This window comes from Pseudomonas sp. NFACC02 (genome assembly GCF_900110765.1).
Taxonomy (GTDB): Bacteria; Pseudomonadota; Gammaproteobacteria; order Pseudomonadales; family Pseudomonadaceae; genus Aquipseudomonas.
Genome location: NZ_FOEO01000015.1, coordinates 18,809 through 45,438, shown reverse-complemented (window position 1 = coordinate 45,438; position 26,630 = coordinate 18,809). Strand labels below are relative to the sequence as shown.

General features: G+C 59.1%; 24 protein-coding genes and 1 pseudogene. 15 read left to right on the top strand and 10 right to left on the bottom strand.

Translation table 11 applies throughout. The annotated features are described in order from the left end of the window. The first annotated feature begins 25 nt into the window (after positions 1-25). The 6 genes from pnp to BMY73_RS14455 all read left to right on the top strand — a co-directional run bounded on the left by pnp (position 26) and on the right by BMY73_RS14455 (position 6,289). Entirely contained in the window at positions 26-2,131 is a 2,106-nt protein-coding gene (gene pnp / locus BMY73_RS14480; protein ID WP_062389870.1) for a polyribonucleotide nucleotidyltransferase, read from the top strand. A 297-nt stretch (positions 2,132-2,428) separates the two neighbouring features. Then, positions 2,429-2,779, top strand: a complete 351-nt coding sequence (locus BMY73_RS14475; RefSeq protein WP_062389875.1) for a BON domain-containing protein — start codon at positions 2,429-2,431, stop codon at positions 2,777-2,779. A gap of 400 nt (positions 2,780-3,179) precedes the next feature. Continuing rightward, complete coding sequence (locus BMY73_RS14470; protein WP_092407908.1) at positions 3,180-4,670, top strand: sensor histidine kinase; 1,491 nt, start codon at positions 3,180-3,182, stop codon at positions 4,668-4,670. Continuing rightward, positions 4,670-5,290: a response regulator transcription factor gene (locus BMY73_RS14465; protein WP_092407906.1), complete on the top strand. Its 621-nt coding sequence runs from the start codon at positions 4,670-4,672 to the stop codon at positions 5,288-5,290. The genes BMY73_RS14470 and BMY73_RS14465 overlap by 1 nt, the downstream gene beginning before the upstream one ends. Positions 5,291-5,591: 301 nt before the next feature. Continuing rightward, on the top strand, positions 5,592-5,957 hold the full coding sequence (locus BMY73_RS14460) for a response regulator transcription factor (protein WP_202967457.1): 366 nt from the start codon (positions 5,592-5,594) through the stop codon (positions 5,955-5,957). 11 nt (positions 5,958-5,968) lie between these two features. After that, a complete protein-coding gene (locus BMY73_RS14455) occupies positions 5,969-6,289 on the top strand; it encodes a GGDEF domain-containing protein (RefSeq protein WP_092407904.1) in 321 nt (106 codons plus the stop codon). Positions 6,290-6,375: 86 nt separating this feature from the next. On the opposite strand, the gene BMY73_RS14450 is transcribed toward BMY73_RS14455, so the two are convergent. The 5 genes from BMY73_RS14450 to vapB form a co-directional block, all read right to left on the bottom strand. Further along, positions 6,376-7,137: a hypothetical protein gene (locus BMY73_RS14450; protein ID WP_256571184.1), complete on the bottom strand. Its 762-nt coding sequence runs from the start codon at positions 7,135-7,137 to the stop codon at positions 6,376-6,378. A gap of 279 nt (positions 7,138-7,416) precedes the next feature. After that, positions 7,417-8,304 (bottom strand): SMP-30/gluconolactonase/LRE family protein, encoded by an 888-nt coding sequence (locus BMY73_RS14445; protein WP_092407900.1) that lies wholly within the window; start codon positions 8,302-8,304, stop codon positions 7,417-7,419. 66 nt (positions 8,305-8,370) lie between these two features. Then, positions 8,371-9,195 carry an NAD-dependent epimerase/dehydratase family protein gene (locus BMY73_RS14440; RefSeq protein ID WP_092407898.1) on the bottom strand — a complete coding sequence of 275 codons (825 nt, stop codon included), beginning with the start codon at positions 9,193-9,195 and terminating at the stop codon, positions 8,371-8,373. A 219-nt stretch (positions 9,196-9,414) separates the two neighbouring features. Continuing rightward, a complete protein-coding gene (gene vapC, locus BMY73_RS14435; RefSeq protein WP_092407896.1) occupies positions 9,415-9,819 on the bottom strand; it encodes a type II toxin-antitoxin system tRNA(fMet)-specific endonuclease VapC in 405 nt (134 codons plus the stop codon). After that, the gene (gene vapB / locus BMY73_RS14430) at positions 9,819-10,049 is read right to left on the bottom strand and encodes a type II toxin-antitoxin system VapB family antitoxin (protein WP_092407894.1); all 231 of its coding nucleotides are present in this window, start codon (positions 10,047-10,049) and stop codon (positions 9,819-9,821) included. The genes vapC and vapB overlap by 1 nt, the downstream gene beginning before the upstream one ends. A 197-nt stretch (positions 10,050-10,246) precedes the next feature. On the opposite strand from vapB, the gene BMY73_RS14425 reads away from it, so the two are divergent. The 6 genes from BMY73_RS14425 (at position 10,247) to BMY73_RS14400 (ending at position 17,480) form a co-directional block, all read left to right on the top strand. After that, positions 10,247-11,194, top strand: a complete 948-nt coding sequence (locus BMY73_RS14425) for a substrate-binding domain-containing protein (protein ID WP_062389899.1) — start codon at positions 10,247-10,249, stop codon at positions 11,192-11,194. 90 nt (positions 11,195-11,284) lie between these two features. Next, on the top strand, positions 11,285-12,796 hold the full coding sequence (locus BMY73_RS14420) for a sugar ABC transporter ATP-binding protein (RefSeq protein WP_092407892.1): 1,512 nt from the start codon (positions 11,285-11,287) through the stop codon (positions 12,794-12,796). A gap of 4 nt (positions 12,797-12,800) precedes the next feature. Beyond that, on the top strand, positions 12,801-13,760 hold the full coding sequence (locus tag BMY73_RS14415; RefSeq protein WP_062390118.1) for an ABC transporter permease: 960 nt from the start codon (positions 12,801-12,803) through the stop codon (positions 13,758-13,760). 140 nt (positions 13,761-13,900) lie between these two features. Next, the gene (locus BMY73_RS14410) at positions 13,901-14,986 is read left to right on the top strand and encodes an alcohol dehydrogenase catalytic domain-containing protein (RefSeq protein ID WP_062389905.1); all 1,086 of its coding nucleotides are present in this window, start codon (positions 13,901-13,903) and stop codon (positions 14,984-14,986) included. A 221-nt stretch (positions 14,987-15,207) separates the two neighbouring features. Then, a complete protein-coding gene (locus BMY73_RS14405; RefSeq protein ID WP_092407890.1) occupies positions 15,208-16,740 on the top strand; it encodes an FGGY-family carbohydrate kinase in 1,533 nt (510 codons plus the stop codon). Positions 16,741-16,742: 2 nt separating this feature from the next. Next, entirely contained in the window at positions 16,743-17,480 is a 738-nt protein-coding gene (locus BMY73_RS14400; protein WP_092407888.1) for an SDR family oxidoreductase, read from the top strand. Positions 17,481-17,612: 132 nt separating this feature from the next. On the opposite strand, the gene BMY73_RS14395 is transcribed toward BMY73_RS14400, so the two are convergent. Further along, positions 17,613-18,629: a LacI family DNA-binding transcriptional regulator gene (locus BMY73_RS14395; RefSeq protein ID WP_092407886.1), complete on the bottom strand. Its 1,017-nt coding sequence runs from the start codon at positions 18,627-18,629 to the stop codon at positions 17,613-17,615. A 273-nt stretch (positions 18,630-18,902) separates the two neighbouring features. On the opposite strand from BMY73_RS14395, the gene BMY73_RS14390 reads away from it, so the two are divergent. Next, positions 18,903-20,108 carry an MFS transporter gene (locus BMY73_RS14390; protein ID WP_092407884.1) on the top strand — a complete coding sequence of 402 codons (1,206 nt, stop codon included), beginning with the start codon at positions 18,903-18,905 and terminating at the stop codon, positions 20,106-20,108. A 3-nt stretch (positions 20,109-20,111) separates the two neighbouring features. Further along, a complete protein-coding gene (locus BMY73_RS14385) occupies positions 20,112-20,579 on the top strand; it encodes a metallophosphoesterase family protein (protein WP_175500183.1) in 468 nt (155 codons plus the stop codon). Between the two features lie 56 nt (positions 20,580-20,635). Here the strand turns inward: BMY73_RS14385 and BMY73_RS14380 are convergent, their stop codons facing one another. The 3 genes and pseudogenes from BMY73_RS14380 to BMY73_RS28870 form a co-directional block, all read right to left on the bottom strand. Continuing rightward, a complete protein-coding gene (locus tag BMY73_RS14380; protein WP_092407882.1) occupies positions 20,636-21,427 on the bottom strand; it encodes a substrate-binding domain-containing protein in 792 nt (263 codons plus the stop codon). Positions 21,428-21,612: 185 nt separating this feature from the next. Beyond that, on the bottom strand, positions 21,613-22,476 hold the full coding sequence (locus BMY73_RS28875) for a methyl-accepting chemotaxis protein (protein WP_370588166.1): 864 nt from the start codon (positions 22,474-22,476) through the stop codon (positions 21,613-21,615). After that, positions 22,468-23,421 (bottom strand): annotated as a pseudogene (locus BMY73_RS28870) (methyl-accepting chemotaxis protein); the annotation flags it as partial. The gene BMY73_RS28875 and the pseudogene BMY73_RS28870, both read right to left, overlap by 9 nt. Positions 23,422-24,066: 645 nt before the next feature. On the opposite strand from BMY73_RS28870, the gene BMY73_RS14370 reads away from it, so the two are divergent. After that, the gene (locus tag BMY73_RS14370) at positions 24,067-25,248 is read left to right on the top strand and encodes an acyltransferase family protein (RefSeq protein ID WP_062389928.1); all 1,182 of its coding nucleotides are present in this window, start codon (positions 24,067-24,069) and stop codon (positions 25,246-25,248) included. Positions 25,249-25,289: 41 nt separating this feature from the next. On the opposite strand, the gene BMY73_RS14365 is transcribed toward BMY73_RS14370, so the two are convergent. After that, entirely contained in the window at positions 25,290-26,525 is a 1,236-nt protein-coding gene (locus tag BMY73_RS14365; RefSeq protein WP_062390124.1) for a TIGR03862 family flavoprotein, read from the bottom strand. Positions 26,526-26,630 lie beyond the last annotated feature (105 nt).

Genomic DNA, 26,630 nt, shown 5'->3' with positions numbered 1-26,630 from the left:
AGAGCCACAAAGAAGGTAGGAAACCGTGAACCCGGTAATCAAGAAGTTTCAATTCGGTCAATCGACCGTCACCCTGGAGACAGGCCGCATCGCCCGTCAGGCTTCTGGTGCAGTATTGGTCACCGTTGACGACGACGTCACCGTTCTCGTGACTGTGGTCGGCGCCAAACAAGCAGACGCTGGCAAAGGCTTCTTTCCACTGTCCGTGCACTACCAGGAAAAAACCTACGCTGCCGGCAAGATCCCTGGCGGTTTCTTCAAGCGTGAAGGCCGTCCTTCCGAAAAAGAAACCCTGACCTCGCGTCTGATCGACCGTCCGATCCGCCCCCTGTTTCCTGAAGGCTTCATGAACGAAGTGCAGGTTGTCTGCACCGTCGTTTCCACCAGCAAGAAAACCGATCCGGACATCGCTGCGATGATCGGTACCTCGGCTGCCCTGGCCATCTCGGGCATTCCTTTCGACGGTCCTATCGGCGCTGCCCGCGTTGCGTTCCACGAAAGCACCGGCTACCTGTTGAACCCGACCTACGAACAACTGAAAGCGTCGAGCCTGGACATGGTCGTGGCCGGTACCGAAGAAGCGGTGCTGATGGTTGAGTCGGAAGCCAAAGAGCTGACTGAAGACCAGATGCTGGGCGCAGTGCTGTTCGCCCACGACGAATTCCAGTCGGTCATCAAGGCCGTTAAAGAGCTGGCCGCCGAAGCTGCCAAGCCAACCTGGACCTGGGCTCCTCAGGCAGAAGCCACCGAGCTGCTGGGCACCATCCGCTCCGAATTCGGTGCGGCCATCTCCGAGGCCTACACCATCACCGTCAAGGCTGATCGCTATGCACGCCTGGGCGAGTTGAAGGAACAGGTCGTTGCCAAGCTGGCGGTCGAAGACGGCAGCCCATCGGCTTCCGAAGTCAAAGCTGCCTTTGGCGAAATCGAATACCGCACCGTTCGCGAAAACATCGTGAACGGCAAGCCGCGTATCGACGGTCGCGACACTCGCACCGTACGTCCGCTGAACATCGAAGTCGGTGTTCTGCCGAAGACTCACGGTTCGGCGCTGTTCACCCGTGGTGAAACTCAGGCGCTGGTCGTTGCCACGCTGGGTACCGCACGCGACGCACAGCTGCTGGACACCCTGGAAGGCGAGAAGAAAGACCCCTTCATGCTGCACTACAACTTCCCTCCGTTCTCGGTGGGCGAGTGTGGTCGTATGGGTGGCGCGGGTCGTCGCGAAATCGGTCACGGTCGTCTGGCCCGCCGTTCGGTTCAAGCGATGCTGCCATCGGCTGACGCATTCCCGTACACCATTCGTGTGGTGTCGGAAATCACCGAGTCCAACGGTTCCAGCTCCATGGCTTCGGTCTGCGGCGCTTCCCTGGCGTTGATGGATGCGGGCGTTCCAATGAAGGCCCCGGTTGCCGGTATCGCCATGGGTCTGGTCAAAGAAGGCGAGAAATTCGCGGTTCTGACCGACATCCTGGGTGACGAAGACCACCTCGGCGACATGGACTTCAAAGTGGCCGGTACCGCCAATGGCGTCACCGCGCTGCAGATGGACATCAAGATCAAAGGCATCACCGAAGAAATCATGGAGATCGCCCTGGGCCAAGCCCTGGAAGCTCGCCTGAACATCCTCGGCCAGATGAACAAGATCATCGGTCAGTCGCGCACCGAACTGTCGGAAAACGCGCCGACCATGATCGCGATGAAGATCGACACCGACAAGATCCGTGATGTCATCGGTAAAGGCGGCGCGACCATTCGTGCCATCTGCGAAGAAACCAAAGCCTCGATCGACATCGAAGACGACGGCTCGATCAAGATCTTCGGCGAAACCAAGGAAGCGGCTGAGGCAGCACGTCAGCGTGTTCTGGGTATCACCGCAGAAGCCGAGATCGGCAAGATCTACGTGGGTAAGGTTGAGCGCATCGTCGACTTCGGCGCCTTCGTCAACATTTTGCCTGGCAAAGACGGTCTGGTTCACATCTCCATGCTGAGCGATGCTCGTGTCGAGAAAGTCACCGACGTGTTGAAAGAAGGTCAGGAAGTCGAAGTGCTGGTGCTGGACGTGGATAACCGCGGCCGTATCAAGCTCTCGATCAAAGACGTTGCTGCTGCGAAGGCGTCGGGCGTTTAATCGCTCGCCGTTAACGCTGTTAAGAAAAGAGTCCTTCGGGACTCTTTTTTTTTGAGTGCAATTAATGGCTTACGGCAAAAATCGCAGCCCGTCGCCTGCCCGGAACATGCATCTTGCAAGCGGAACTTTCTGTAAACGGGCAATCTGCACGATCAAGCAGGATCCATAAAATCATAAGTGATTGATATATAAGGGTTAATAGTTCGCGGCGTGTTTGGCACACCGCTTGCGATATATACCGTAACCCTGCTGCCGACGACGTTGGCGCAGATTCTGAGAAAAACAGGAGTTACTCGTATGAAGAAGTTCGCTATTGCTGCCGCTACCGCCACTGCTCTGACTCTGACCATGGCAAACGTAGCCATGGCCCAGACCTCTACTCAAGCTCCGATGGTGGTTGCTGCAGGTGAAGTCGCAAAAACCAAAGAAGCCACTTCCGATACCTGGATCACCACCAAGGTCAAATCCGACCTGCTGACCGAGAAAGGCATCCCTGGCTCCGACATCAAGGTTGAAACCAACAAAGGTGTGGTTTCCCTGTCGTCGACTGTTGCGATCACCGAAGCGCAGAAAAACACCGCAGTGGCCATCACCAAGAAAATCAAAGGCGTCAAAGCTGTTTCGGCTGACGGCCTGAAAGCTGAGTAAACCGATTTCCTAGAACCGGTAGAACGGACGATTGACGGCCAGGGAGGCCGTTGGTTGGTCGATTGAAGGTTCATGCGAAGGCCACAGGGATGTGGCCATTACAGGCCCTGACGCTCGCGTCGGGGCTTGTTCTATTTAGCCCCGCCTCATCAGAAACAGCACATCCGCTCAAGATTTCCCCGCAAACCCAGCCTTAGCCTGTCTCCTCGTGCCAATCCTGCGTATATTCGTATCCCGTTCGAGACGGGTTGTTGATAGGCGAACGTTCACTAAAAATATGACTGTTCTGGCGTCGCTCCGTTTTTCATAACGGTAGAGGCCATCGCGAGCATCTTGTGTTCGCCCGATTTGATTTTGCGCTGCCACCCAATGACTAAAAAAACAAGGCAAAACGGTCGCAATGAATACTGTCCCTGCTGCCCTGGCGGCGGCCAACAGGCTTGAGGCGTCGCCCAGCGTCTGGTTACTGAGACTGGGTGCGGTGATACTCGCGTTGATCATCTTTCTGATCGACTGGCTCAGCTCGCTCGATGTTGCGATTGCCGTGCTCTACGTCGCGGTCATTCTCATGTCCGGCGATCTTTTTTCCCGCAGAGGCGTTGCGCTCGTCTCGATTGCTTGCGGTTGCCTGACGTTGGCCGCCTTCCTGTTATCCCATGGGCCGGAATGGCTCGTGCCGCCGTTCGCCCGGTGTCTGGTCAGCTTGTGCGCCATTGCCATCACGGCTTTTCTGGCGTTGAAAAACAAGGCGGCGCGTGATGCGTTGCAAGAGCAGGTGCGGCTGCTGCATCGCAGCGAAGCGTTTCTGGCGGGCGCTCAGCGATTGAGTCAGACGGGCAGCATCGGGCTGAAAATGCCCAGCGCGGAAATGTACTGGTCTGACGAGGCGCGGCGCATTTTTCAGTTCGACGACCCGTTGCAGCCGACACTTGAGTACATGATCAGTCGCACGCACCCTGAAGACACTGACGATCTGAAATCGCTTATCGAGCAGGCTTATGCACGTCACTCGAACATGGAAGCCGAATTCCGGCTGTTGATGACCGATGGCTCATGCAAATTCGTGCGGATGCTCGCCAGGCAGGTTCATGATGCGTCGGGTGATTGCGAATACATCGGAGCGCTGATGGATGTCACGGCCGCCAAGAATGCCGAGGAGGCGCTGCATCGCTCTCAGAGTCAGCTGGCTCATGTCACCCGCGTCACTACGTTGGGAGAAATGGCAGCGTCTATCGCCCATGAAGTCAATCAGCCGTTGGCGGCAGTCACCACCAACGCCGAAGCAGGCCTGCGCTGGTTGAACCGCAATGTGCCGGATCTGGACGAAGTACGCAGCGCGATCGAGCGCATCAAGAGCGAGGCCCATCGCGCCAGTGAGGTGATTCGACGCATCCGCGCGTTGTCGCGCAAGACTGACCCGAAACACATTCGGATCGATCTGCAAGATGTTGTGCTGGAGTCGATTGCGTTGGTGCGCAGGGAGGTGCTGCGTCACCGCGTCAACTTCGATTTCACGCCCGCCAGCGAGCCGATGTGGGTCAAGGGCGACAAGGTGCAATTGCAGCAGGTGATCATTAATCTGCTGATGAATGCCCTGCAAGCCATGTCCGGGATGCACGGCAAGGAGCGGGCGCTTCAGGTGGCACTCACGACTGCACCCAATGGTGACGTGACGTTGCGCGTTCAGGACAACGGGCCAGGTATCTCCACGCAGAACCTGACCAGTCTGTTCAATCCGTTTTTCACCACCAAACCAGAGGGGATGGGCATGGGCCTGTCGATTTGCCGTTCGATCATTGACGCTCATGGCGGCCGCATATGGGCGCAAAGCGATCTGGGCCACGGCGCAGCGCTGAACTTCTCTCTGCCCGCCTGTGAGCAGATATCGTGATGACCGTTGCTGATCAGAGTCCCGTTGTTTTTGTGGTTGACGACGACCCGTCGATTCGCGCCGGGTTGGACAGCCTGTTGCGGTCGGTGGGGATGCGCGTCCATACCTATGCCTCCGGTACGGACTTTTTACAGCACCCTTTCGAGGACGTTCCGGCCTGCCTGATTCTGGATGTGCGTCTGCAAGGCGAGAGCGGCCTGGACTTTCAGGTGCGTCTGGCCGAGATGAAGGTCACGATGCCTATCGTGTTCGTCAGCGGTCACGGTGATATCGCAATGTCGGTGAAGGCGATGAAGGCAGGGGCGCTGGATTTTCTGGTCAAACCCTTTCGCGAACAGGACCTGCTCGACGCCGTGACGCTTGCGCTGCAGACGGATGGCAAGCGTCGCGAGTCCGGCAAGGCCGCCGCCGAGCTGCGTGCCCGCTATCAGACGCTGACGGCGCGCGAGCAAGAAGTGATGGCTTTCGCGGTGACAGGCCTGATGAACAAGCAGATCGCCGCCGAAATGGGATTGAGCGAGATCACCGTCAAAATCCATCGTGGTCATGCGATGAAAAAAATGCAGGCACGCACCTTCGCCGATCTGGTGAAAATGTCGCAGGCGCTTTCGGGCGTCTGAATGGTCATGGCATCAGTGGATGCCTGGCCCCGCCCAGGGTCGCTCATACAGATGTATGGCGGCGCATGTTCAGCGGACGAGCATCCCACACGTCCCTGCCGATTGTTCGTTTGCTGCTGACAGTGATCCACACAGCCGGATGACCGTGCCTCGAATGTTGTCGAAATGGTCAGGAACCTGCCCGGCCGTCGCGGTCATACCCCTGTATACTTCTCGGCCCGTGGTTGGGTCGTTAACGTATGAGCTGTTGTGATGTGCATCGTTGCGCATTGCGTTAAGTCTGCCATCAAAGGTATCTCGTTTGTCCAGCCCTCCAATGATCGCCGTGGTCGATGACGACAATGCCGTCCGCGCCAGCATCGACAGCCTCGTTCGCTCCCTGGGTTTTCTCGTCTGTGTTTTCCCCTCGGCCGAGGACTTCCTGGCGTCTGTGGACGTCGACAACGCTGATTGCCTGATCACCGATGTACAGATGCCTACCATGAGTGGTGTCGAGTTGCATGAGCACCTGACCGCAAAGGGTATTCAGATCCCCACCATCTTCATCACTGCATTTCCCGAGGAGTCCGTGCGTAAGCGGGCGATGACAGGGAGTGCAATATGTTTCTTGAGTAAGCCGTTTCAGGCACAAACGCTGATCGATTGTCTGGAGTCGACTTTCGTTTAACGGCGTCTTGAATGCTCAGGGTGATGGGGTTGCCGATGTGGTTCGCGAGCGCATTCGTGATTCGGATATTGCCGGACACCGACAAGTACGGTGGAGGCATGTTTGCCGAGCGCCTGCGCGTGGTGATCGAGGCTCACGAAATCATGCACGAAGGCGAGATCATCCGTTGCACGGTCAGTCTCGGCGTGGCCGACATGAACTCACCTTTGAACACGTACAAGACCCTGATCGAACGTGCCGATGAGGCGCTGTATGCGTCGAAGAAGAGCGGACGCAATCAGGTCTCGCTGCATCAGGCAAGCTCACCCGCTGGAAACGAACTGCAGGCATGAGCCTGCTCGCGACAGGGTAGCGTTCCCATACGCCATATCGGTTGAGTCCCGATCGCGAGTAAGCCCACTTTTGCAGGTACAGCGGTTTATGTTTGAGGCACATCCTCATGCGTCGGCTGCCCTTTCACCGTACCCAGCGCCTTTCTTAACCGGCCCGCCAGTGAGCTGCTGCCATGCACGTTGTGGTAGTGGAATACCGCAGTCGCACGCAGTGCGTCGGCGGCGACTGGCAAGTTGGTGTGCAGTGAGCGGTAACCCCAGAACAGATACAGATGCCCGGGCTGCATGACGATGCGGGTGAAGGCCCGATCATCACTGAAGCATCGCTTCTTCAGGTAACGCTGCACCCACGTGTTGTCTACCAGCAGTTTGTCGATCAGGTTGCGCACATAGCTGCGTCTGAGCGGTCTGCGGTTCGGCAACATCAGCAGGTCACCCCGTTCGCCGCTTTGAGGCATGCAGACCGGCATGATCGTGGTCAGCACAAACGAGTCGTAGTGAAAGATCAGCGATTCCTTGCGGCCGCCATCGCCTGTCAGGCAGCGCAGGGTCTGGGTCAGGCCGGTGTCGGTTGAGCGTTCACCTGTCGCGCCTTCCGTGATGCGGCGGCAAAGGTCGATGAAGTTACGTGAGCCGCCCAAGTCGTGAAGTGGCGTACCTTCTACGGCCCGACGGCCGGAAAGAGCAACATACTCGTTGCCGGCGGAGGCCACGGTCTGGGTGACCCAATCCTGCAGATCCTTGAGTTGCGCCGGGCTGGCCCAGCCCGGCAAGACAGCGTATCCGTCACTGTCGATTGCCCTGATCAGGCTCGCTACCTGAGCCTGTGAAAAAGTCGAGTGGGGCATCGGAATAACCTCATGACAGTCGTCTCTGGAACGTTGGAAGCCCTCGGACTACTGCCTGAGATGTACCGTTTCAGCCGGGCGAAGCGACAGCCTAGCACTTAGCACAGCTTTAGCTATTGGCCAGGGGAAAATATTTCAAATTATGTTTTTTAGCAGGGAAATGGCGGGTTTTATGTCCGATTTTGTAACAGATCGCCGCAAAACGGCCGTTTTGCGGGGGGATGAACGTGTAAGGATTTTGTGTCACTTTTTGCTACTTGCAAGCCAACGTGACTCAACTCATGGTCGAAACAAGGGCTCGTCGAGACCTTGAACACCCGGTTGAAGCGCAAATACGCCGCCAGCCAAAGGCTGATCGGTAAGGTCGCCCCCTGGCCGGATTGAGGTCACGAAAAGCGTCTCCAGATTCCGTCCACCGAATGCGCACATTGAGGGCTTTTTCACCGGCACGGTCAGCGAGCGGTCAAGCTTCCCGGAGGGGGTGAAGCGATGAATCAGCCCTTCGTCATTCCCGCAAATCCAGTAGCAGCCATCGGCGTCGACGGCTGCACCATCGGGCCGGCCCGGGTATTGGTTCATGTCCACAAACAGGCGACGATTGTGCGGCGTGCCGGTGTCGATGTCGTAATCGAATGCCCAGATTTTCTGCACGGACGGGTGCGAATCCGAGAGATACATGAGCGTGCCGTCCGGGCTGAAGCCCAGTCCGTTGGGCACGATCATGCCGGTCACATGAGCGTTGAGCGGTGCGGTCTGGCCACCCTCGTAGCGATACAGCGCACCCACGACAGACGCTTCGCCCATGTCCATGAACATCGTTCCCGCCCAGAACCGACCCTGGCGGTCGCAGCGGCCATCGTTGAAGCGCATGTTCGGGCGAGGGTGGGTGATCTCGATCTGCAACGCCGACGCGAGCGTGCCATCGTCCTGAGGACGAACGCGGTACAGGCCGTCTTCCATGCCGGCCAGCCAGGTGCCGTCGCCGCAACTCGCCACGCACGCCAGCATCTGCGGCGCTTCCCAGCTCGAGGTTTTGCCGTCCTGCGGGCGCCACCGGTAAAGGCGTCGCGCCGGGATGTCCACCCAGTACAGTGCTTGTTCCCGTGCATTCCAGACCGGGCACTCACCCGTGGCGTTACGGGCATCGAGGATCAACTCAGCCTGCATGGCGTTCATTCCGTGGTGTGAGTTCTGGAGGGTCGCCCGCGCCGACGACCCTTTCAGTGCAGCGACTCACTCGTCGCCAAACGGGCCTGAGGCAACGAACGCGCCGCCCTGATAGACCATCGCCGGATCGTCCGCCGCAGGCATCGGCTGGGCTTCGACCTTGGCGCGGAATTGCTCGGAGCTGTCTTTGGGCTCGTAGCCCAGATGGTTCGCCAGGCGGTTGTCCCACCAGACTTTTGCGTTGTCCGAGGCGCCGTAGACCACGGTGTGACCAACATTGGGCGTGAACAGGCCACGTTCAATCAATTGGGTCAGGTCGTCGTAGCTCAACCAGCTGCTGAGCATGCGCCGGTTCTGTGCTTCCGGGAACGAGGAGCCGATCCGGATGCTGACGGTTTCGATGCCATAGCGATCGAAGTAGAAGCTGGCCATGTCTTCGCCGTAGGACTTCGACAGGCCGTAGTAACTGTCCGGACGGCGTACGGCGCTGGCATCGATGGTTTCGTCCTGGCGATAGAAACCGATCACATGGTTGGAGCTGGCGAAAATAACCCGCTTCACGCCATGGCGACGCGCCGCTTCGTAGATATGGAAAATGCCGCAGATGTTCGGACCGAGTATCTCTTCGAAGGGGCGTTCAACCGAGACACCGCCGAAATGCACGATGGCATCAACGCCTTCTACCAGTTGATGCACCGCTTGCTTGTCGGCCAGATCACAGACCTGGACTTCTTCATGAGGACCGGCGGCAGGGGCCATCTCGGCAATGTCGGAAAGACGCAGAACCTTGGCGAACGGACGAAGGCTTTCGCGAAGCACTTTGCCAAGCCCGCCAGCGGCACCCGTCAGCAGAATGCGATTGAGAGGCGCCTGGGCAGAAGATTGAGTCATCGTGGGAGGCCTGATAGGAAGTTGTTGTTATTTGTGTCATCGGTCGTCGTATGACATGTCGGCGGATTATCGACACTCGCTGCAAAATTTGTCAACGCGGGGGAGCGTGGCCCATACGCTTGATCGCGCGCTCCTGGGCGTTAGCGTCAGTCACGACTGGCGGATTGCTTGCTGAAGGTTGCCAGTGACGACTTGCAAAGTTTCAAGAGGCTCAACTGCTCAACGCTGAAGCCAGTCCTCCAGTCTCAGCCCCTGGACTCGCTCGAACTCCTTGGAATTATTTGTGACGACCACCAGCCCCTGCGATCGAGCATGCCCGGCGATCATCTGGTCATACGGGCCAATCGGAGTGCCGGCCCGGCTGAGTTCGGTCCTGATCATGCCTGTATGAGCAGCAGCGTCTGCATCATAGGGCAGGACGTCGAGGCGAGCTGCAAACCCTTCTACCACCGAGAGGTTCTTCTCGGGTGTGGCAGACTTTTCAGCACCGTAGATCAGCTCCATCAGCGTTATGGTGCTGATGCACAACTGTCCGTGATGGCGGTTGAATGCCTCCCGCACATGTGCCGGCTTGTTCTTGATCGTAAAAATACACATGTTGGTATCAAGCATGTATCTGAGCATTAAAACGACTCGCGCGGCTGGTCTGAAGGTTGCTCCCGATCATCCATGAAGTCTGCGCTGACGCTCTCGCCGTTGAACCAACTGTCCCAGGATTCCCCCGCAGGGGTAATGATCCGGGTTCTGCCGATAGCGATCACATCGACACGCTTGACATCGTCGGGGAGCGCAACGGCTTTAGGCAGCCGTACCGCCTGGCTTCGATTGCTTTTGAACAGTGTGGATTGCTCCATGACTCATCTCCATTGGGATATACCGTGAGGATATGCAAGCTTAGTGGGGCATAGGTATATGTCAATGGGATATACAAAATCCATAACATGATCTCTGCGACCCACGGCTGTTGCGAACACCATCTTTCTCTGCTAATTTCAAAAATGTTAACGATGACATTTCCGCTTTAACAATAAAAACAACGGGATTTTTCGCTATGACAACTCGCCTCAAGAAGGGCTTCTCCGCCGTCTTTTGTTCGCTCGCTGTGGCTGTAGCGTGCGCCGGCTCCTTCACCGTTCACGCGGCCGATGCTGCCAAAGCCGGTCCGCTGAAAATCGGTGCTTCGTTCCAGGAAATCAACAACCCTTACTTCGTCACCATGAAGGACGCCCTTCAGGATGCCACTGGCAGCATCGGCGCGACCTTGCTGGTGACTGACGCACGTCACGATGTTTCCAAGCAGATCAGCGACATCGAAGACATGCTGCAAAAGGGCATCGACATCCTGATCATCAACCCGACCGACTCCGTGGGCGTGCAGTCCGCTGTGAAGCAGGCGCATGACAAAGGTGTGGTGGTCGTCGCGGTGGACGCTCAGGCCAACGGTCCGCTGGACTCCTTCGTGGGCTCCAAGAACTATGACGCTGGCCTTCAGGCCTGTGAGTACCTGGCCAAGAGCATCGGTGGCAAGGGCGACGTCGGCATCCTCGACGGCATCGCCGTGGTGCCGATTCTTGAGCGTGTGCGTGGCTGCAAAGATGCTTTGGCCAAGCACCCTGACATCAAGATCGTCAGCATTCAGAACGGCAAGCAGGAACGTGATCAGGCGCTCAGCGTGACCGAGAACATGCTTCAGGCGCAGCCCAACCTGAAGGGTTTGTTCAGCGTCAATGACAACGGATCGCTCGGTGCGCTCGCGGCCATCGAATCCAGCGGCATGGACGTCAAACTGACCAGCGTGGACGGGGCCCCGGAAGCCGTTAAGGAAATCCAGAAGCCGAACAGCAAATTCATCGCCACGTCCGCTCAATACCCCCGCGATCAGGTCCGTCTGGCGCTGGGCCTGGCGCTCGCCAGGAAGTGGGGCGCGCAAGTCCCGGCGACCATCCCGGTGGACATCCTGCTGGTCGATCAGGCCAAGGCAAAAACCTTCACTTGGTGATGAGTGTGCTGACGCTCGCCTGACCTGTCTGGCGAGCGTCACGGACTGACGCTCTGCTGGGACAGAGAGCCGTGCTGCGATGAGGTGCGTATGAGCTGCCTTCTGCAATTGGAAAACATCTGTAAAAGCTACCCCGGCGTGCATGCGCTCAAGTCGATCAACCTGTCGGTCGAGCGCGGTGAAATTCATGCCTTGCTCGGCGAAAACGGCGCGGGTAAATCCACGCTGATGAAGATTCTCGCCGGGGTCGAACATCAGGATCAGGGCAGTATTCGTATCGACGGCGCGGAGCAGCATTTCGCGACCTACAACGAAGCCATCGCTGCCGGCATCGGCATTGTCTTTCAGGAGTTCAGCCTGATTCCGTATCTGAATGCCGTGGAGAACATTTTCCTCGGCCACGAGATCGTCAATGGCTTCGGGCTGCTGCGCAAACATGAGATGCGCGAAAAGGCCATCGGCCTGTTCGACCGTCTGGGCGTGAAGATCAATCTCGACTGTTCCGTGGAGCACCTGAGCGTGGCCGAACAGCAATTCGTCGAAATCGCCAAGGCCCTGGCCCTCGAAGCACGCCTGCTGATCCTCGACGAGCCCACCGCGACGTTGACGCCTTCGGAGGCCGAACTGCTGTTCGACATCATGCGCGAGCTGAAAAGCCAGGGCGTGGCGGTGATCTTCATTTCTCACCATCTGGAGGAGATCTTCCAGGTCTGTGACCGCATCAGCGTGTTGCGCGATGGCGCCAATGTCGGTGCGCTGACCGTGGCCGACAGCGACATCGACACGCTGGTGGAGATGATGGTCGGGCGCCGTCTGGAGGCGAGTTTCCCGCCCAAGCCGGCCCGCCCCCTTGGCGAGGTCGTGCTTCAGGTGCGTGATATTCAGCTGACGCGCAACGGGCCTCACAACAGCTTCAGTCTGCACAAAGGCGAGATTCTCGGGTTTGCCGGTCTTGTCGGTTCCGGGCGCACGGAGCTGGCGCTGGGCGTGATCGGCGCGCTGCCGGTGGTGAGCAAGGACGTGTTGTTGCGCGGCCAGCCGGTCGACCTCAGCGACCCGGCGCATGCGTTGGCCAACGGCATTGGTCTGCTGCCGGAAAGCCGCAAGAGCGAAGGCCTGATCGTTGATTTCAGCATTCGGGAGAACATTTCGCTGAACAACCTGGGCAAGTACGAAGGCGCGGCGCATTTGCTGGACCGGCACAAGGAAGACACCACCACCGCCGCGCTCATGAAGCAGTTGTCGATCAAGGCACCGACGTGCGAGAGCCGCGTGCTGAACCTCAGCGGCGGCAACCAGCAGAAAGTCGTCATCGCGCGTTGGATCAACCATCACTGCGACATTCTGATCTTCGACGAACCGACCCGAGGCATCGACGTCGGCGCCAAGGCAGAGATCTATAACCTGATGCGCAAACTCACCGAACAAGGCTTCGCGATCATCATGATCTCCTCGGAACTGCCAGAAATCATCGGCATGTGCGACCGCGTAGCCGTCTTCAACAAGGGCGCCATCGTCAACGTGCTGCAGGCAAGCGACATCAATCCCCTGGAAGTGATGCGCCATGCCACCGGGAGTCTGAACAGTGAACACCTCCATTAAAGCCATGACTGCACAACCGAACCGGATGAAGCTCAACTTCGCCCAACTGATCCGCTCGCCGGCGTTTTATCCGTTCGTAGGGCTAGTCGTGGTAACCGTCTTCATGGTCTTCGCCAGCGACAAGTTTCTGACCGGCGCGAACCTGGAAAACATCGCGCGGCAGGTCTCGATCAACGCCATTATCGCCGTCGGCATGACCTGTGTGATCCTCACCGGCGGGATCGATTTGTCGGTCGGTCCGGTGATGGCGCTGTCAGGCACGTTGACCACCGGATTGATGGTGGCAGGCGTTCCGGCGCCGATCGCGATCCTGATCGGTTTGCTGATCGGTGTTGGCTTCGGCGTCGGCAACGGGATCTTCGTCGCCTACCTGAAAATGCCGCCGATCATCGTCACGCTGGCGACCATGGGCATCGCCCGCGGACTGGGCCTGATGTACACCGACGGCTATCCGATTTCCGGCATGCCTGACTGGTTCGCCTGGTTCGGGCGCGGCACGTTGTTTGGCATTCAAGTGCCGATCCTGATCATGCTGGTGACCTACTTCTTCGCCTGGGTGTTGCTGCAACACACCCGCATTGGTCGATACGTCTACGCCATTGGTGGCAACGAAGAGGCGGTGCGTCTGTCCGGCGTGCGCGCGTCACGTTTCAAACTGCTGGTGTACTCGATCAGCGGCCTGACGGCGGCGATTGCCGGGCTGGTCCTGTCTTCGCGATTGATGAGCGGCCAGCCGAACGCCGGCGTCGGTTTCGAGCTGGACGCGATCGCTGCGGTGGTTCTGGGAGGCGCGTCGATTGCCGGCGGTCGTGGCGTGATCATCGGAACCCTGGTCGGCGCCATGCTGCTGGGCGTCCTTAACAACGGATTGAACATGCTCGGCGTGTCGCCTTACGTGCAGAGCGTGATCAAGGGCGGGATCATTTTGCTGGCGATTTTCATCAGTCGGCAGCGGCATAAATAAACCGATTTGAACACTGCACCTGTAGGAGCGCGCTTGCCCGCGATGACGTCAGCCCTGAAACATATTGTCGTCTGACATGACGCAATCGCGGGCAAGCGCGCTCCTACAGAGCACCCATCAGCCTCATAGGGAAACCCGACATGGAACACAACACAAAAACCACCATGCAAGCCGTCGTCTGCCATGCCCCGAAGGACTACCGCCTGGAGCGGATCACCAAGCCGGTTGCGCGCGTCAACGAGCTGGTCATTCGCATCGGCGCGTGCGGCATCTGCGCCAGTGACTGCAAATGCCATTCAGGCGCTGCGATGTTCTGGGGCGGCGAAAGCCCGTGGGTCAAGGCGCCGGTCGTGCCGGGCCACGAGTTCTTCGGTTATGTGGATTCGGTGGGCGAGGGCGCCGAAGAACACTTCGGCGTGAAGGTCGGCGACAAGGTCATCGCCGAGCAGATCGTGCCGTGCGAGAAATGCAAATTCTGCAAATCCGGCAAGTACTGGATGTGCGAAGTACACAACATCTTCGGGTTCCAGAAGGACGTTGCCGAAGGCGGTATGGCGCAGTATATGCGCATCCCGAAAACCGCCATCGTGCACAAGATCCCTGAATCGGTGTCGCTGGAAGACTCCGCGCTGATCGAGCCGATGGCGTGCTCGATCCACACCGTCAACCGCGGCGATGTTCAGCTCGATGACGTGTTGGTGATTGCCGGAGCCGGCACGCTGGGCCTGTGCATGGTGCAGGTCGCGGCGCTGAAGACACCAAAAAAGCTGGTGGTCATCGACATGGTCGACGAGCGTCTGGAGCTGGCGAAGAAGTTCGGCGCCGACGTGGTGATCAACCCGAGTCGCGACAACGCGAAAGAGATCATCAATGGTCTGACCGATGGCTACGGTTGTGACGTGTACATCGAAACCACAGGCGTTCCGGTTGGCGTGACGCAAGGCCTGGATCTGATCCGCAAGCTGGGTCGCTTCGTCGAGTTCAGCGTGTTCGGCGCTGAAACCAGTGCCGACTGGTCAATCATCGGTGACCGCAAGGAGCTTGACGTGCGCGGCGCACACCTGGGCCCGTATTGCTACCCGATCGCCATCGACCTGTTCGAACGCGGCCTGGTGACCTCCGAAGGCATCGTCACCCACGACTTCGGTCTGGACGACTACGCCGAAGCGTTCGAACTGGCGAACTCGACGAAGTCGATCAAGGTGCTGCTCAAACCGGTGAGTTGATGCACCGGCCTCTTCTGTAGGAGCGGCTTGTCCGCGACCGGCGACGGAGTCGTCGCGATACCTGAAAATGCGGTCTTGCTGACATACCGCATTTATTGAATTTACGACGACTCCGTCGCCGATCGCGGGACACGCCACGCTTCTACAGGTGGCAAGATCAGGTCTGAAGCTGTCCACCTTCGGACCGTCATAAAAAACTAATAACAAGAGAGCGGACGAAGATGGAATACGTCATCGGGGTCGACATCGGCACCCAGAGCACCAAGGCTTTGCTGGTCGATGCTCAGGGCCGCATCGTCGCGCAGCACAGTCACAGCTACAAGGTCGACACCCCTAAACCGCGCTGGGCCGAGCAGTGGCCTCAGGTGTGGCTGGACGCCGTGGAACGCTGCGTCGCCGCCTGCATGAAGGAAAGCGCGGTGCCCAGAGACAGCGTCAAATCGCTGTGCGTCAGCAGTCTGTATGGCGGCTCCGGCATTGCGGTCGATGCTCAGATCAAACCGCTTTATCCGTGCCTGATCTGGATGGATCGGCGCGCCGAAGAACAGGTGGAGTGGGTCAGGCAGAACGTCGATCTGGAACGCCTGTATGCCATCACCGGCAACTCGGTGGACAGCTATTACGGCTTTACCAAGATGCTCTGGCTCAAGGACAAGCAGCCACGGGTCTGGGCTGACACCCGGTATCTGCTGCCGCCCAACAGTTACGTCAATTACTGCCTGACCGGCGAAGTGGCGGTCGATCACAGCTCGGCCGGCAATATCGGAGGCATTTACGACGTCGAGGCGCGTGGCTGGTCGACAGAAATGCTCGACGCCCTGGGCATCCCGCAATCGATGATGCCTGAGCGTCTGGTGCATTCAGGCGACGTGGTCGGCGGCCTGTTGAACACATGGGCCGAGCGTCTCGGTCTGGCGCCGGGCACGCCTGTGCTGGGTGGCGGGGTCGACGCTGCGATGGCGACGTTCGCTGCGGGCGTAACCCAGGCGGGAAACCACGTTGCGATGATCGGCACCAGCATGTGCTGGGGTTACCTCAATCAACAGGTCGATGCACGGCATGGATTGGTCAGCTTTCCCCACGTCTTCAACGGCGCCAATGACCTTTACATTTTTGGCGGCGCGATCACCGCTGGCGCTTCTGTCAGCTGGTTTCGCGAGCAGTTTTGTCAGGCGGAAGAGCAACAGGGGCGTGAGACGGGCGAAGACAGCCACGTCATCCTCGAACGCGCTGCGACACGGATTCCGGCAGGCAGCGATGGCGTGTTGTTTCAGCCTTATCTGATGGGCGAGCGCAGCCCGGTCTGGGACGCGAAAGCCAGTGGCAGTTTTGTCGGCCTGAGTCTCTATCACACCCGTATTCACCTGTACCGCGCGGTGCTGGAGGGCGTCACCTATGCGCTGCGCCACAACATCGAGGCCGGCACCCAAGGCGCGCAATCGCTGGACCCACGGTTGATCGTGGTCGGCGGCGCGAGCCATTCGGACCTGTGGATGCAGATCATTGCCGACGTCACCCACTTCCCGGTCTACACCATCGTTCAGGAGGTCGAGGCGGCGCTTGGTGCCGCGTTGCTGGCTGCACATGCGGTAGGGCTGGTCGATGAGGCGCAGGTCCACAAAGGCTGGGTGCAACTGGAACGCCGGGCGGAACCTCAGGCGGAAAACGTCGCGCTGTATTCGCGCCTGTTCGCCGATTACGTGGCGCTGTATCCGGCGCTGAAACCGATCATGCATCGTCTGCAAGGAGCGTGAATGTGAACACCGCCCGTTTTGATTTCAGCGGTCAGCGTGTGCTGGTCACCGGCGCCAGCAGCGGCATCGGTTGGGAGGTTGCTCAGCAACTGCTCGGTGCTGGCGCACGCGTGTACGCCATGGGGCGTGATGCGGCTGCGTTGGAAAAGCTGGCCGCTCAGGGCTGTGAGGTCTTGCGTGTAGACATGGCTGATCAGGTGCAACTGGCCTCAATGCTCGCCGAATTGCCGGTGATGCACGGTCTGGTCAATTGCGCAGGCATCTCCATTCTGGAGGCTGCAACGCAGGTCACTGCCTCGGCATTCGATCAGGTCATGACAGTCAACGTACGCGCGGCCGCCATGGTGGCGGCCAGCGTGGCCAAGGCCATGATCGGCGAAGGGATCAAGGGCAGCATCGTCAATGTGTCGAGCCAGGCGTCGCTGGTGGCCCTGGACGATCACCTGAGTTACTGCGCGTCCAAAGGCGCCATGGACGCCATGACCCGTGTGCAGTGTGGCGAATGGGGCAAGTACGGCATTCGCGTGAACAGCGTCAACCCCACCGTGACCCTGACACCAATGGCACAGATGGCCTGGAGCGAGCCGAGCAAGCGCGATCCCGCCCTGGCCGCCATCCCCCTCGGACGCTTTGCCGAAACCTCGGAAGTGGCCGCGCCGATCCTGTTTCTGCTGAGCGATGCGGCGTCGATGATCAGTGGCGTGTCATTGCCGATTGATGGCGGGTACACCAGCAAGTAACGTGCAATCTGTAGGAGCGCGCTTGCCCGCGAAGGCGTCGTGTCAGGCAACGCGTTTGTTCCAGATATATCGCCATCGCGGGACAAGGTGGAGCGCCACCCCGGCAGCTCCTACAGGTTCTATATCAGCCAATCAGCCCGACACCCCATTCTCCAGTTCTCCCACGATCACCACCTTTGCCTTTGGCAGATACCGATCCTGAATTCGCTCCAGCAACAGGCTCACCGCGCTGCTGCCTGCGCGTGACGCGTCGTGTGCGATGCAGGCGATGGGGATGCCGAAGATGTCAGCGAACGGAAGCCGGTCGATGCCGCAGATCGGGACGCTCTCGTGAGCGATGTCTCGGTCACGCAACGCCTTCATCGCACCGAGCGTGATCAACTGGTTGAAACCGAAGATTGCATCGGGCACCGACTGTTCGCGCAGGTAATCCAGCGTGCTTTGGTAAGAAGGCGCCAAAGTGTAGTCGCCCGCAAATACATCCAGTTGAACGGGCTTGCCGCTCTCAGCGAGTGCAGCTTTTACCCCCTTCAGGCGCTCCTCGGAAATCCGCGAGTTTGTCGGTCCCGACAACACCAGTAGCCGCTTCATTGCCGGGCTTTGCGACAACAGGTAACGCGCGCCTTTTAGGCCGCTGTGGTAGTTGTCCAGCACGACATGGCTGAACGGGGCGTCGTGGAGCGCGCGGTCCAGTTGCACGACAGGAATCTCGCCGTTGCTGAGGCGACTGAGGTACGCGGGCTGATACGCCGGTTCATCCGACACCGGAGACAAAACGATGCCTGCAACGCGGTAGCTGAGCAGGGTGTCGACCGCCTTGCGCTCCAGTTCTTCCGAGCCATCGGTGTCCACCAGCATGATGGTGTAGCCGTGTTTCTTCGCCTCGCGGGAAATCGCCTTGATCATCTCGCTGTAGAAGGGGTTGTCTACCGAGGCGGTGATCACGCCAATGATCATGCTCTCGCTACGCTTGAGGCTGCGTGCGAAGGCGTTGGGTACGTAGTCCAGCTCCTGAGCCACTTCCAGAATCCGCGCCAGCGTGGCGGGCTTGACCAGATCGGGCTTGTTCAATGCACGGGAAACGGTGACCGGCGTCATGTTCACGCGGCGGGCAATGTCGGAAATGGTGACGGGCGTTTTTTTGCTCATTGGACTTCAGACGACCTTGAAACGGGACAACATGCGGGGGAGATCGCATCGTTGCAGGATTGCGCAAGGCTAGCACGGTGAGGGTGGAAAGCGGCGCTGCGATGAAGGGTAATGTTAACGTTTTCATCGCCGTATTTCGTGACCTTGCGAGGATGCCTGAATCTAGGTGCGAACCCAGAGTTTTCGCTGCGGTCCACTGGCCGGAGAAACTTTTTCAACGTTTTGTACGCAATCGGCCAATAATGTGTGTCCGTTTTTTGGCCTGGAGGATTCATGACCTTGCCCGCTTCACCTTCGTCGCGCGACTTCTTTATCGCGGCCGTCGCGTTGCTGATCGCTATGGTCGGCACGACGCTGCCGACACCGTTGTACGCGATTTATCAGCAACGGCTGGGTTTCGATGCCAGTTGGCTGACGATCATTTTTTCCATTTATGCGGCGGGCGTGATCGCCGCGTTGCTGGCTGTCGGAAGTTGGTCGGATCAGCTAGGGCGTCGCCCAATGCTGCTCGCCGGGTTGTTGATGGGGGCAATCAGTGCGGTGATTTTCCTGTGCGCCGATTCGATGGGTGGCTTGCTGATCGGGCGCCTGTTCTCGGGGTTCTCGGCCGGCATTATGACCGGTACGGCCACCGTAGCCGTGATTGAACTGGCGCCCAGGTCCTGGAAGAACGCCACACTGATGGCGACTGCGGCGAATATGCTGGGGTTGGGGCTCGGGCCCTTGCTGGCGGGGTTTACCTCACAATACCTGGCTGATCCCCTGCACCTGATTTTCTACGTGCACCTGGCCTTGTTGCTGCTGGCTGCGCTGGGCATTGCGGTGATTCGCGAAACCGTCAAGCGGCCGGCGCAACTGAAACTGGGCATCCAGAAACCCTCGGTGCCAGCCTCGGTTCGCAGCGTTTTCATTTCTGCTTCCATTGCCGGACTGGCGGGTTTCAGCGTCGCCGGATTGTTCACCAGCATGGTGCCCTCGGTGATGATTCACATCATGGACGAGCGTGGCGGACTGTTGATCGGTGCCGTCATCGGTTTGTTCTTCGTGGCCTCGATCATTGGCCAGGCGTTGTTGCAGTGGCTCCCCAAATCGCAACACATGAACCTGGGATGCGTGGGCTTGATGCTCGGCATGATTTCCCTGGGGCTGAGCATTGCCACCGCGCAATTGCTGCTGCTCATCCTTGCAGGCCTGCTCGCGGGCATCGGGCAGGGCATGATTCTGCGCGCCGGCATGGGCGCGGTGACCGCGAGCAGCCCGCCCGATCATAAAGCGGCAGTGACTTCCGCCTTCTTTGTAGTGCTGTACGTGTCGATCTCAGTACCGGTGGTGGCCGTCGGTTTCAGCGTGCAGGCGTTCGGTTTGCCTCATGTGGGCGAGTTCTTCGCTTCGCTGGTGGCGCTGGTCGCCTTGCTGGCGATGTTCAGCATGAAGCGGGTGCAGTCCCGGCAAGCGGCCCTTTCATCGGCGGGGCGCTGACCGATGACGATCAAGGTCGGTCTCATTTCGGACACCCACGGCCTGCTGCGTCCCCAGGCGCTGGAGGCGCTGCGCGGCTGTGATTACCTGATCCACGGTGGCGACATCGGCAAGCCGGACATTCTGGATGCCTTGAGAAACCTCGCACCGCTGACGGTGGTGCGAGGCAACAACGACACCGACGATGCCTGGGCGTCGGAGGTGCCGTACGAAGCGATCCTTGAGGTTGGGGAGCTTTCGATCTACGTCACCCATATCCTGGCGGACGTGCCAGACCCCTTGCCGTCCGGGGTGCGCGTGGTCGTGACCGGGCATTCCCACAAACCGGCACAGCAGACGCGTCAGGGCGTGCTGTTCATCAATCCGGGCAGCGCAGGCCCACGGCGTTTCAAGTTGCCGATCACGGTCGGGATGCTGCACATCGACGGGCTCGATGTGCGAGGCGAGTTGATCGCATTGGACCTGAATTGACCCGCCTGACTGTGGGAGTGCCGTTTTACACGTTTGTGTGGGTGTCGCAGAAGGACCTACTTCGCAATCGGGTCCAGTCCGCTGGCCTTGATCGCAGGCGCTGCCGCCGACGAACTCAGGAACTCCAGGAACTGCTTTGCCTGGTCGGGGTGTTTGCTCTTGGTCACGACACCCGCAGAATACAGGGTCATCTGCTGGGCCTGGTCAGGAATCAGACCGATGATGTCGATGCCGTCCACCGGTTTCAATTCGCTCAGTTGCTGAAAGCCGATCTCGGCGTCCCCGCGCGCAACCACTTCACCCACGGGCTCGGCCGGGATCATGTGGCTCTTGCTCTGGATACGGTCGGCGATGTGCATCTGGTTGAACAGAACGCGTGACAGGTAAACGCCGCTCGCGCTGTCGGAATACGCGATGCTCTTGGCGTCGAGCAAGGTTTGTTTGAAAGCGTTCATGGTGCTGATGTCAGGGTGCGGCGCGCCGTGACGGACCGCCATGGCGATATAGGATTTGCCCAGATCGACGCGGGTCTTCGGGTCGACTTTCCCGTCCTTGATCAGCTTGTCCAGCGCGGCACCCACCATCAGCACCACGTCGGCAGGCTCCTGACGCGCAAGGCGATTGGGGATGGCTTGCGGGGTTGCACCCATGGACGGTGCCACCTCACCTTGCAGTCGGACGCCCATGCGTTGTTCGTAATCCGGGGTCACAGCCTTGAAGGCGCCCATGATGCCGCCGGAACTCAGAACGATCAGTTGAACGGGGGCTGTGGCCGTTGCGGCATGGGTAAAAGCCGCAGGAATGAATGCGATGGCGGCGCTCAACAGATAAGGCAGGATTTTTTTCATGAAGATGAACCTGGCGTTGTTAGAGGTGAATCTGACGAAATAAAAACAGCGCGGGCAGTATGTGGCAAATGAGCGCTGAGTAAACCCTTTCTTGCGAACGGGCTTACAGACGCCTGATGCCACACTGGGTTCAGTCAAAAAAAAGCCGCGCCGGGCGTTAAACCCGGCGCGGCCTTTTTTCCGGTTTATACCTTGAAATGGCTGACCAGCATCTGCAACTGGTTGCCCAGACGCGCCAGCTCGACGCTGGACGCAGCGGTTTCTTCGCTGGCGGCGGCGGTCTGTTCAGAGACGTCGCGGACGTTGAGAATACTGCGGCTGATTTCTTCGGCCACCGAGCTTTGCTGCTCGGCTGCGGCCGCAATCTGCTGGTTCATCGCCTGAATGTTCGAGACGGTGTTGGTAATGCTTTCAAGTGACGTACCGGCCTTGCGGGTCAGTGCCACGCTGCTGTCGGTCAGGCCGCGACTGCTGAGCATGATGTCCGAAACCTGGCGCGTGCCGTTCTGGAGGGCGGCGACCAGGCCTTCGATTTCTTCAGTCGATTGCTGGGTGCGCTGCGCCAGGCCGCGGACCTCATCGGCCACCACCGCAAATCCACGACCGGCTTCGCCCGCACGGGCCGCTTCGATGGCGGCGTTCAGCGCCAACAGGTTGGTCTGCTCGGCGACGGCCTTGATCACGTCCATCACCTTGCCGATCTTGTCGCTTTCCTGTTCCAGAATGCTCATGGCGTCAGTGGAGCGGATGACTTCGTTGGCCAGTTTTTCAATCTGTGCAATCGCTTCGCCAACGACCTTGTCGCCATCACGGGCCTGCTTGTCGGCATCGGAGGCTGCGACCGACGCCTGCTCGGCGTTGCGGGCGACTTCGTGAACGGTGGCTGACATTTCGTGCATGGCCGTGGCGACCTGATCGGTTTCCACCTTCTGACTGTTGACGCCTGCGCTGGTCTGCTCGGTAACGGCAGACAGCTCTTCGGCGGCGCTGGCGATTTGCGTGACGCCGTCACGGATGCCGCCAATCAGTTCACGCAGGGTGGCGCCCATGCGCTGGATGCCGGTTTGCAGCAGCCCCAGTTCATCCTTGCGGGTGACGACCATGTCTTGAGACAGATCCCCGGACGCGATGCGATCGACAACCGCCAGGGTTTCCTGCAATGGGCCTGTGATCTGGCGAGTAATGAGCAGCGCCGCCAAAGCACCGAAGATCAGCGCCAGCAGGGTGCCGCCGATTTGCAACGTGCGCGCCTCCCGAATATCGGACTCGCCCAGAGTGTTCTGAATGTCGACCAACTGCTGGCTCAGTTTGATGATCTGATTCTGCTCTTCGGTCATCTCGGCGCGCGCGGAGTTGATGTTGTCATTGGCGACCTTGAAGCCTTGAACCGAGTCGCGGTACCCGATCAGCGAAGCTTCCAGTTGTTTTAACCGATCGGTTTGCGTGCCGCCGAATGTCGAGTTGAGCTGCTCAAGGCCGCTGATGGCGGCAGACAGTTGGTGAGTCGCCGCTTCTTCGGTCTTGGCGGTCACGTTGCCGGTGTAGCCGCGCACTTCGTAGCGCACCAGCATCACGTCCTCCTTGGCCTTGACGATGGTCTGGTATTGCTCGAAACGGCGCTCGTCGGTCGGGTCCAGTTTCATCACGTCATCGTTGATCGCGGCGATCAAGTCGGCCGCTTTCACAGCGTTGACCCCCATGTCCGCGCGGACCTTGGCGCTGGTCTTGTAGCCATCGCGCATCTTGTTCAACGAGCTCTGGTAAGCGTCGACCTGATCCCCCAACGCTTTGATCAGCGGCACGTTCAGCGGATTGCTGAAGGTAGTCGTCAGGTACTGCTGCTGAGCCTTGAAGGCGTCCAGCGCACCCTGCGCGGTCTGTGCCGCGGCGTCGTCGCCGTTGCTGAGCATGTATTGCAAACGCGTCACGCGCAGGTCGGTGAGTTTAAAGCCGAGCTTGGTGATGTCAGCCACGCGTTCACTGCGGTATGTCATGTTGCCCAGGCTGTTCCAGCCGATCAGCGCAAGCAAGGCAGTAAAAACAAGTACAACACCGAACCCGAGGGCCAGCTTCATATTGACGCTGATGTTGGCGAACCAGCTTTTCATCACAAATCTCCAGAATGTCCATTTTTTGAAGTCGTCAGCTGGAGAGTTGTTGTTCTTCAAGGCCAGCAAAACATTCAAATGTACGAGTGCATCGGCGGGGATCGGAAAATCTGTAAGAAAAGTCGGTTCAACGGTGGAGTTTTTCCTACCGCAGTCCGTGGAGCGCCCTGGCATGGGGATGTGCGAGGTCCAAAAACAATCCAGCCCGGCAAAGGCCGGGCTGGAAAAAAACGGAGCTTGAGTCAGTTCAGGCGATTTGCACCTAGCTGGCCGGTGCCATCTACCAGTGGAGCAGGGTTGACGGTCCTGATGGCGCCAGCATTTCGTCGTGCGTTCGAAAGAGGTAGTGAACATTAGGTCAGAGCATGACTGATCGGTCACTGTCATCGAACGCTGGCGTCAACTTTCTCTCTCTCCTGTGTATCAGGGATGAAATATTTCAACTGTCGGGGGGACGCTGAACGAAATACCGTGTACTGGCTTGGCCCCGCCAAGGGTGGCGGCTTTTTAAACCAGTATGGAAGGTGCGTTATGAAACCTGTTCAGCGATTCACCACACTCGACAGTTTCAGAGGTGTTTGCGCATTGCTGGTCGTGTTCTTCCATTTGCACGTGGTCGACACGTTTATCCAGCTGCCGTTCTTCCGACGAGACGAAGTGCTGCTCAATTTCTTCTTTGTCCTCAGTGGTTTTGTTCTGGCTCATACCTACGGCATGAAGCCGAACCTTTCGTTTAAGTCGTTCTTCATCTCCCGGGTTTTTCGCCTTTATCCGCTGCATCTGGTGATGCTGGCCGTGTTCATCCTGTTCGAGACCGTTCGCTGGATCGCTTACAACAAAGGTTTCTATCTGAATAACGTGCCGTTTACCGGGCTGTTCGCGCCGAAGGAAATCCTGCCCAACCTGTTTCTGGTTCAGGCCTGGACCACGCTGACGGAAACCATGTCGTTCAATTACCCGTCCTGGACCATCAGTATCGAGTTTTACATCTACATGCTGTTCGGCGCGCTTTGCATGTTCTCCATGAAAAACCGCTTTCTGTTGTTCGCCGCCATATCCCTGACGGCCTTCGCGTTGATCTTTTCCGAGAACGAGCCGCTGGTCGAGCGGGCGATGCTGGGGTTGTCATGCTTCTTTGCCGGCAACGTGACGTATGTGGTGTACCTGCTCATCCGGGACAAGTTCGTGCCCCGGCTGTGGCTGATGACCGTTCTGGAGTGCGCGATGATGTACGCCACGTACTGGATCGTGGTGAACGACTTTGCCTACCGTTCGCCCATTGGCAGCCTGATGTTTTGCGCGCTGGTGCTGTTGTTCGCATTCGAGGGCGGTCTGGTGTCTTCGCTGCTCAAGACCGGGGTGTTCATCCTGTTGGGTAAACTGTCGTTTTCGATTTACATGACTCACGCAGCGTTCCTGTTCTGCCTCTCGACGGTCTTCATCGTGGCGCAGAAAGTCACGGGCCTGGAGCTGGCGCCGATGATCAACGGGCAGCGCTTCATGGACACCGGGTCGATGCTCGCCAACAACGTCTTTGTGGTGGTGGTTGCTGTGCTTTGCGTCGTGATCGCAGGGTTCGCGCACAAATACATCGAGATGAAAGGCTACGAACTGGGCAAGCGCGTGGTCGGCGGTTCTTCCAAGGTCAAAGCGCCGGTGGACAAGCCGGATTCCGTGCCCAGCCTGAAGCCGCGCGTCGATCGAGTGGCGTGAAATCTTGAGCGCTCACTGCGGCCGCGGGCGTGACGAGCCGGTCAACTGCGCAACCACTGTGCTATCCCCATACCCGCCGCGCGGCCGCTGGCAAAGCAGGCCGTGAGCAGATAGCCGCCGGTGGGCGCTTCCCAATCGAGCATTTCCCCGGCGCAGAACACGCCGGGCAAGGGCCTGAGCATCAGTCGCTCGTCCAGGGCCTCGAAGGGAACGCCCCCCGCTGTGCTGATCGCTTCGTCCAGCGGTCGGGGTTTGATCAGTGTTAGCGGCAGCCGCTTCACCGCCCTGGCCAACTGCGCCGGATCAGCGAACGCCTCTGCGGGCGCCAACTCACGCAACAATGCCGCCTTCACGCCGTCGATGCCGAGCTGACTGTGGAGGTGCCTGGCCATTGACCGAGAGCCGCGTGGCTTGTTCAGCGCTTTATGCACGTCGGTCAGGCTTTTCGCCGGCAGCAGATCAATCTCCACGGTGGCCGAGGATTGTTGATTGATCACCTCGCGAATCTGCGCCGACAGCGCGTAAACCAGACTGCCTTCGACACCGGTCCGGGTCAGCACGCATTCGCCCAGCCGCAGCGGTTGCCCCTGCAGGCCGATGGCGATGTTCTTCAGGGGCGCGCCGGCAAATTTGTCGCGCAACAGATCGCTCCAGGACGACACCTCGAAACCGCAGTTGGCCGCTTGCAAAGGCACGACCGGCACGCCCCGTTCCTCAAGTAATGGCAGCCACGCGCCATCGGAGCCCAGGCGTGCCCAACTGGCGCCCCCTAATGCAAGCAACGTGGCGTCTGGCCGGAGGGTCAACTCGCCGTCCGGGTGCGCAATGCGCAGGCTGTTGTCGGCATTCCATCCCAGCCAGCGGTGACGGGTGTGGATAACGACACCTGCGTCGCGCAGGCGCTTGAGCCAGGCGCGCAGCAGCGGCGCGGCTTTCATGTCCGTTGGAAAGACGCGCCCCGAACTGCCGACGAATGTCTGAATGCCCAGCCCATGAATCCATTCGCACAACGCTTGGGCACCAAAGCTTCGCAGCAGCGGGGCGATCATCGGTGCGCGCTCGGCATAACGCGACAGAAACGCGGGGTAGGCCTCGGAGTGAGTAATGTTCATCCCGCCCACCCCGGCCAGCAGAAATTTGCGACCCACCGATGGCATTGCGTCGTACAGATCGACCTTGAAGCCCGTCTGACTCAGCACTTCGGCTGCCATCAAACCGGCAGGGCCGCCGCCGATGATGGCGACTGTTTGGGCAGAGGAGGGGTTGTCTGAAGTCATGAGCGAGCTGCGGATCATTAGGATGGGCGCGCATTCTAACCGAGGCACATCGCAAACGAACGGCCTGTGGAAAACTATTGAGCAAAAAATGTACAGCCCTCGGAA

Bases quoted from the DNA above. Each gene is read 5' to 3' on its own strand.
- BMY73_RS14475 (WP_062389875.1), top strand. From the start codon at position 2,429: ATGAAGAAGTTCGCTATTGCTGCCGCTACCGCCACTGCTCTGACTCTG.
- BMY73_RS14470 (WP_092407908.1), top strand. From the start codon at position 3,180: ATGAATACTGTCCCTGCTGCCCTGGCGGCGGCCAACAGGCTTGAGGCG.
- BMY73_RS14465 (WP_092407906.1), top strand. From the start codon at position 4,670: ATGACCGTTGCTGATCAGAGTCCCGTTGTTTTTGTGGTTGACGACGAC.
- BMY73_RS14455 (WP_092407904.1), top strand. From the start codon at position 5,969: ATGCTCAGGGTGATGGGGTTGCCGATGTGGTTCGCGAGCGCATTCGTG.
- BMY73_RS14450 (WP_256571184.1), bottom strand. From the start codon at position 7,137: ATGCCCCACTCGACTTTTTCACAGGCTCAGGTAGCGAGCCTGATCAGG.
- BMY73_RS14445 (WP_092407900.1), bottom strand. From the start codon at position 8,304: ATGCAGGCTGAGTTGATCCTCGATGCCCGTAACGCCACGGGTGAGTGC.
- BMY73_RS14440 (WP_092407898.1), bottom strand. From the start codon at position 9,195: ATGACTCAATCTTCTGCCCAGGCGCCTCTCAATCGCATTCTGCTGACG.
- vapC (WP_092407896.1), bottom strand. From the start codon at position 9,819: ATGCTCAGATACATGCTTGATACCAACATGTGTATTTTTACGATCAAG.
- vapB (WP_092407894.1), bottom strand. From the start codon at position 10,049: ATGGAGCAATCCACACTGTTCAAAAGCAATCGAAGCCAGGCGGTACGG.
- BMY73_RS14425 (WP_062389899.1), top strand. From the start codon at position 10,247: ATGACAACTCGCCTCAAGAAGGGCTTCTCCGCCGTCTTTTGTTCGCTC.
- BMY73_RS14420 (WP_092407892.1), top strand. From the start codon at position 11,285: ATGAGCTGCCTTCTGCAATTGGAAAACATCTGTAAAAGCTACCCCGGC.
- BMY73_RS14415 (WP_062390118.1), top strand. From the start codon at position 12,801: ATGACTGCACAACCGAACCGGATGAAGCTCAACTTCGCCCAACTGATC.
- BMY73_RS14410 (WP_062389905.1), top strand. From the start codon at position 13,901: ATGGAACACAACACAAAAACCACCATGCAAGCCGTCGTCTGCCATGCC.
- BMY73_RS14405 (WP_092407890.1), top strand. From the start codon at position 15,208: ATGGAATACGTCATCGGGGTCGACATCGGCACCCAGAGCACCAAGGCT.
- BMY73_RS14395 (WP_092407886.1), bottom strand. From the start codon at position 18,629: ATGAGCAAAAAAACGCCCGTCACCATTTCCGACATTGCCCGCCGCGTG.
- BMY73_RS14390 (WP_092407884.1), top strand. From the start codon at position 18,903: ATGACCTTGCCCGCTTCACCTTCGTCGCGCGACTTCTTTATCGCGGCC.
- BMY73_RS14385 (WP_175500183.1), top strand. From the start codon at position 20,112: ATGACGATCAAGGTCGGTCTCATTTCGGACACCCACGGCCTGCTGCGT.
- BMY73_RS14380 (WP_092407882.1), bottom strand. From the start codon at position 21,427: ATGAAAAAAATCCTGCCTTATCTGTTGAGCGCCGCCATCGCATTCATT.
- BMY73_RS28875 (WP_370588166.1), bottom strand. From the start codon at position 22,476: ATGGGCGCCACCCTGCGTGAACTGATTGGCGGCATCCGTGACGGCGTC.
- BMY73_RS14370 (WP_062389928.1), top strand. From the start codon at position 24,067: ATGAAACCTGTTCAGCGATTCACCACACTCGACAGTTTCAGAGGTGTT.
- BMY73_RS14365 (WP_062390124.1), bottom strand. From the start codon at position 26,525: ATGACTTCAGACAACCCCTCCTCTGCCCAAACAGTCGCCATCATCGGC.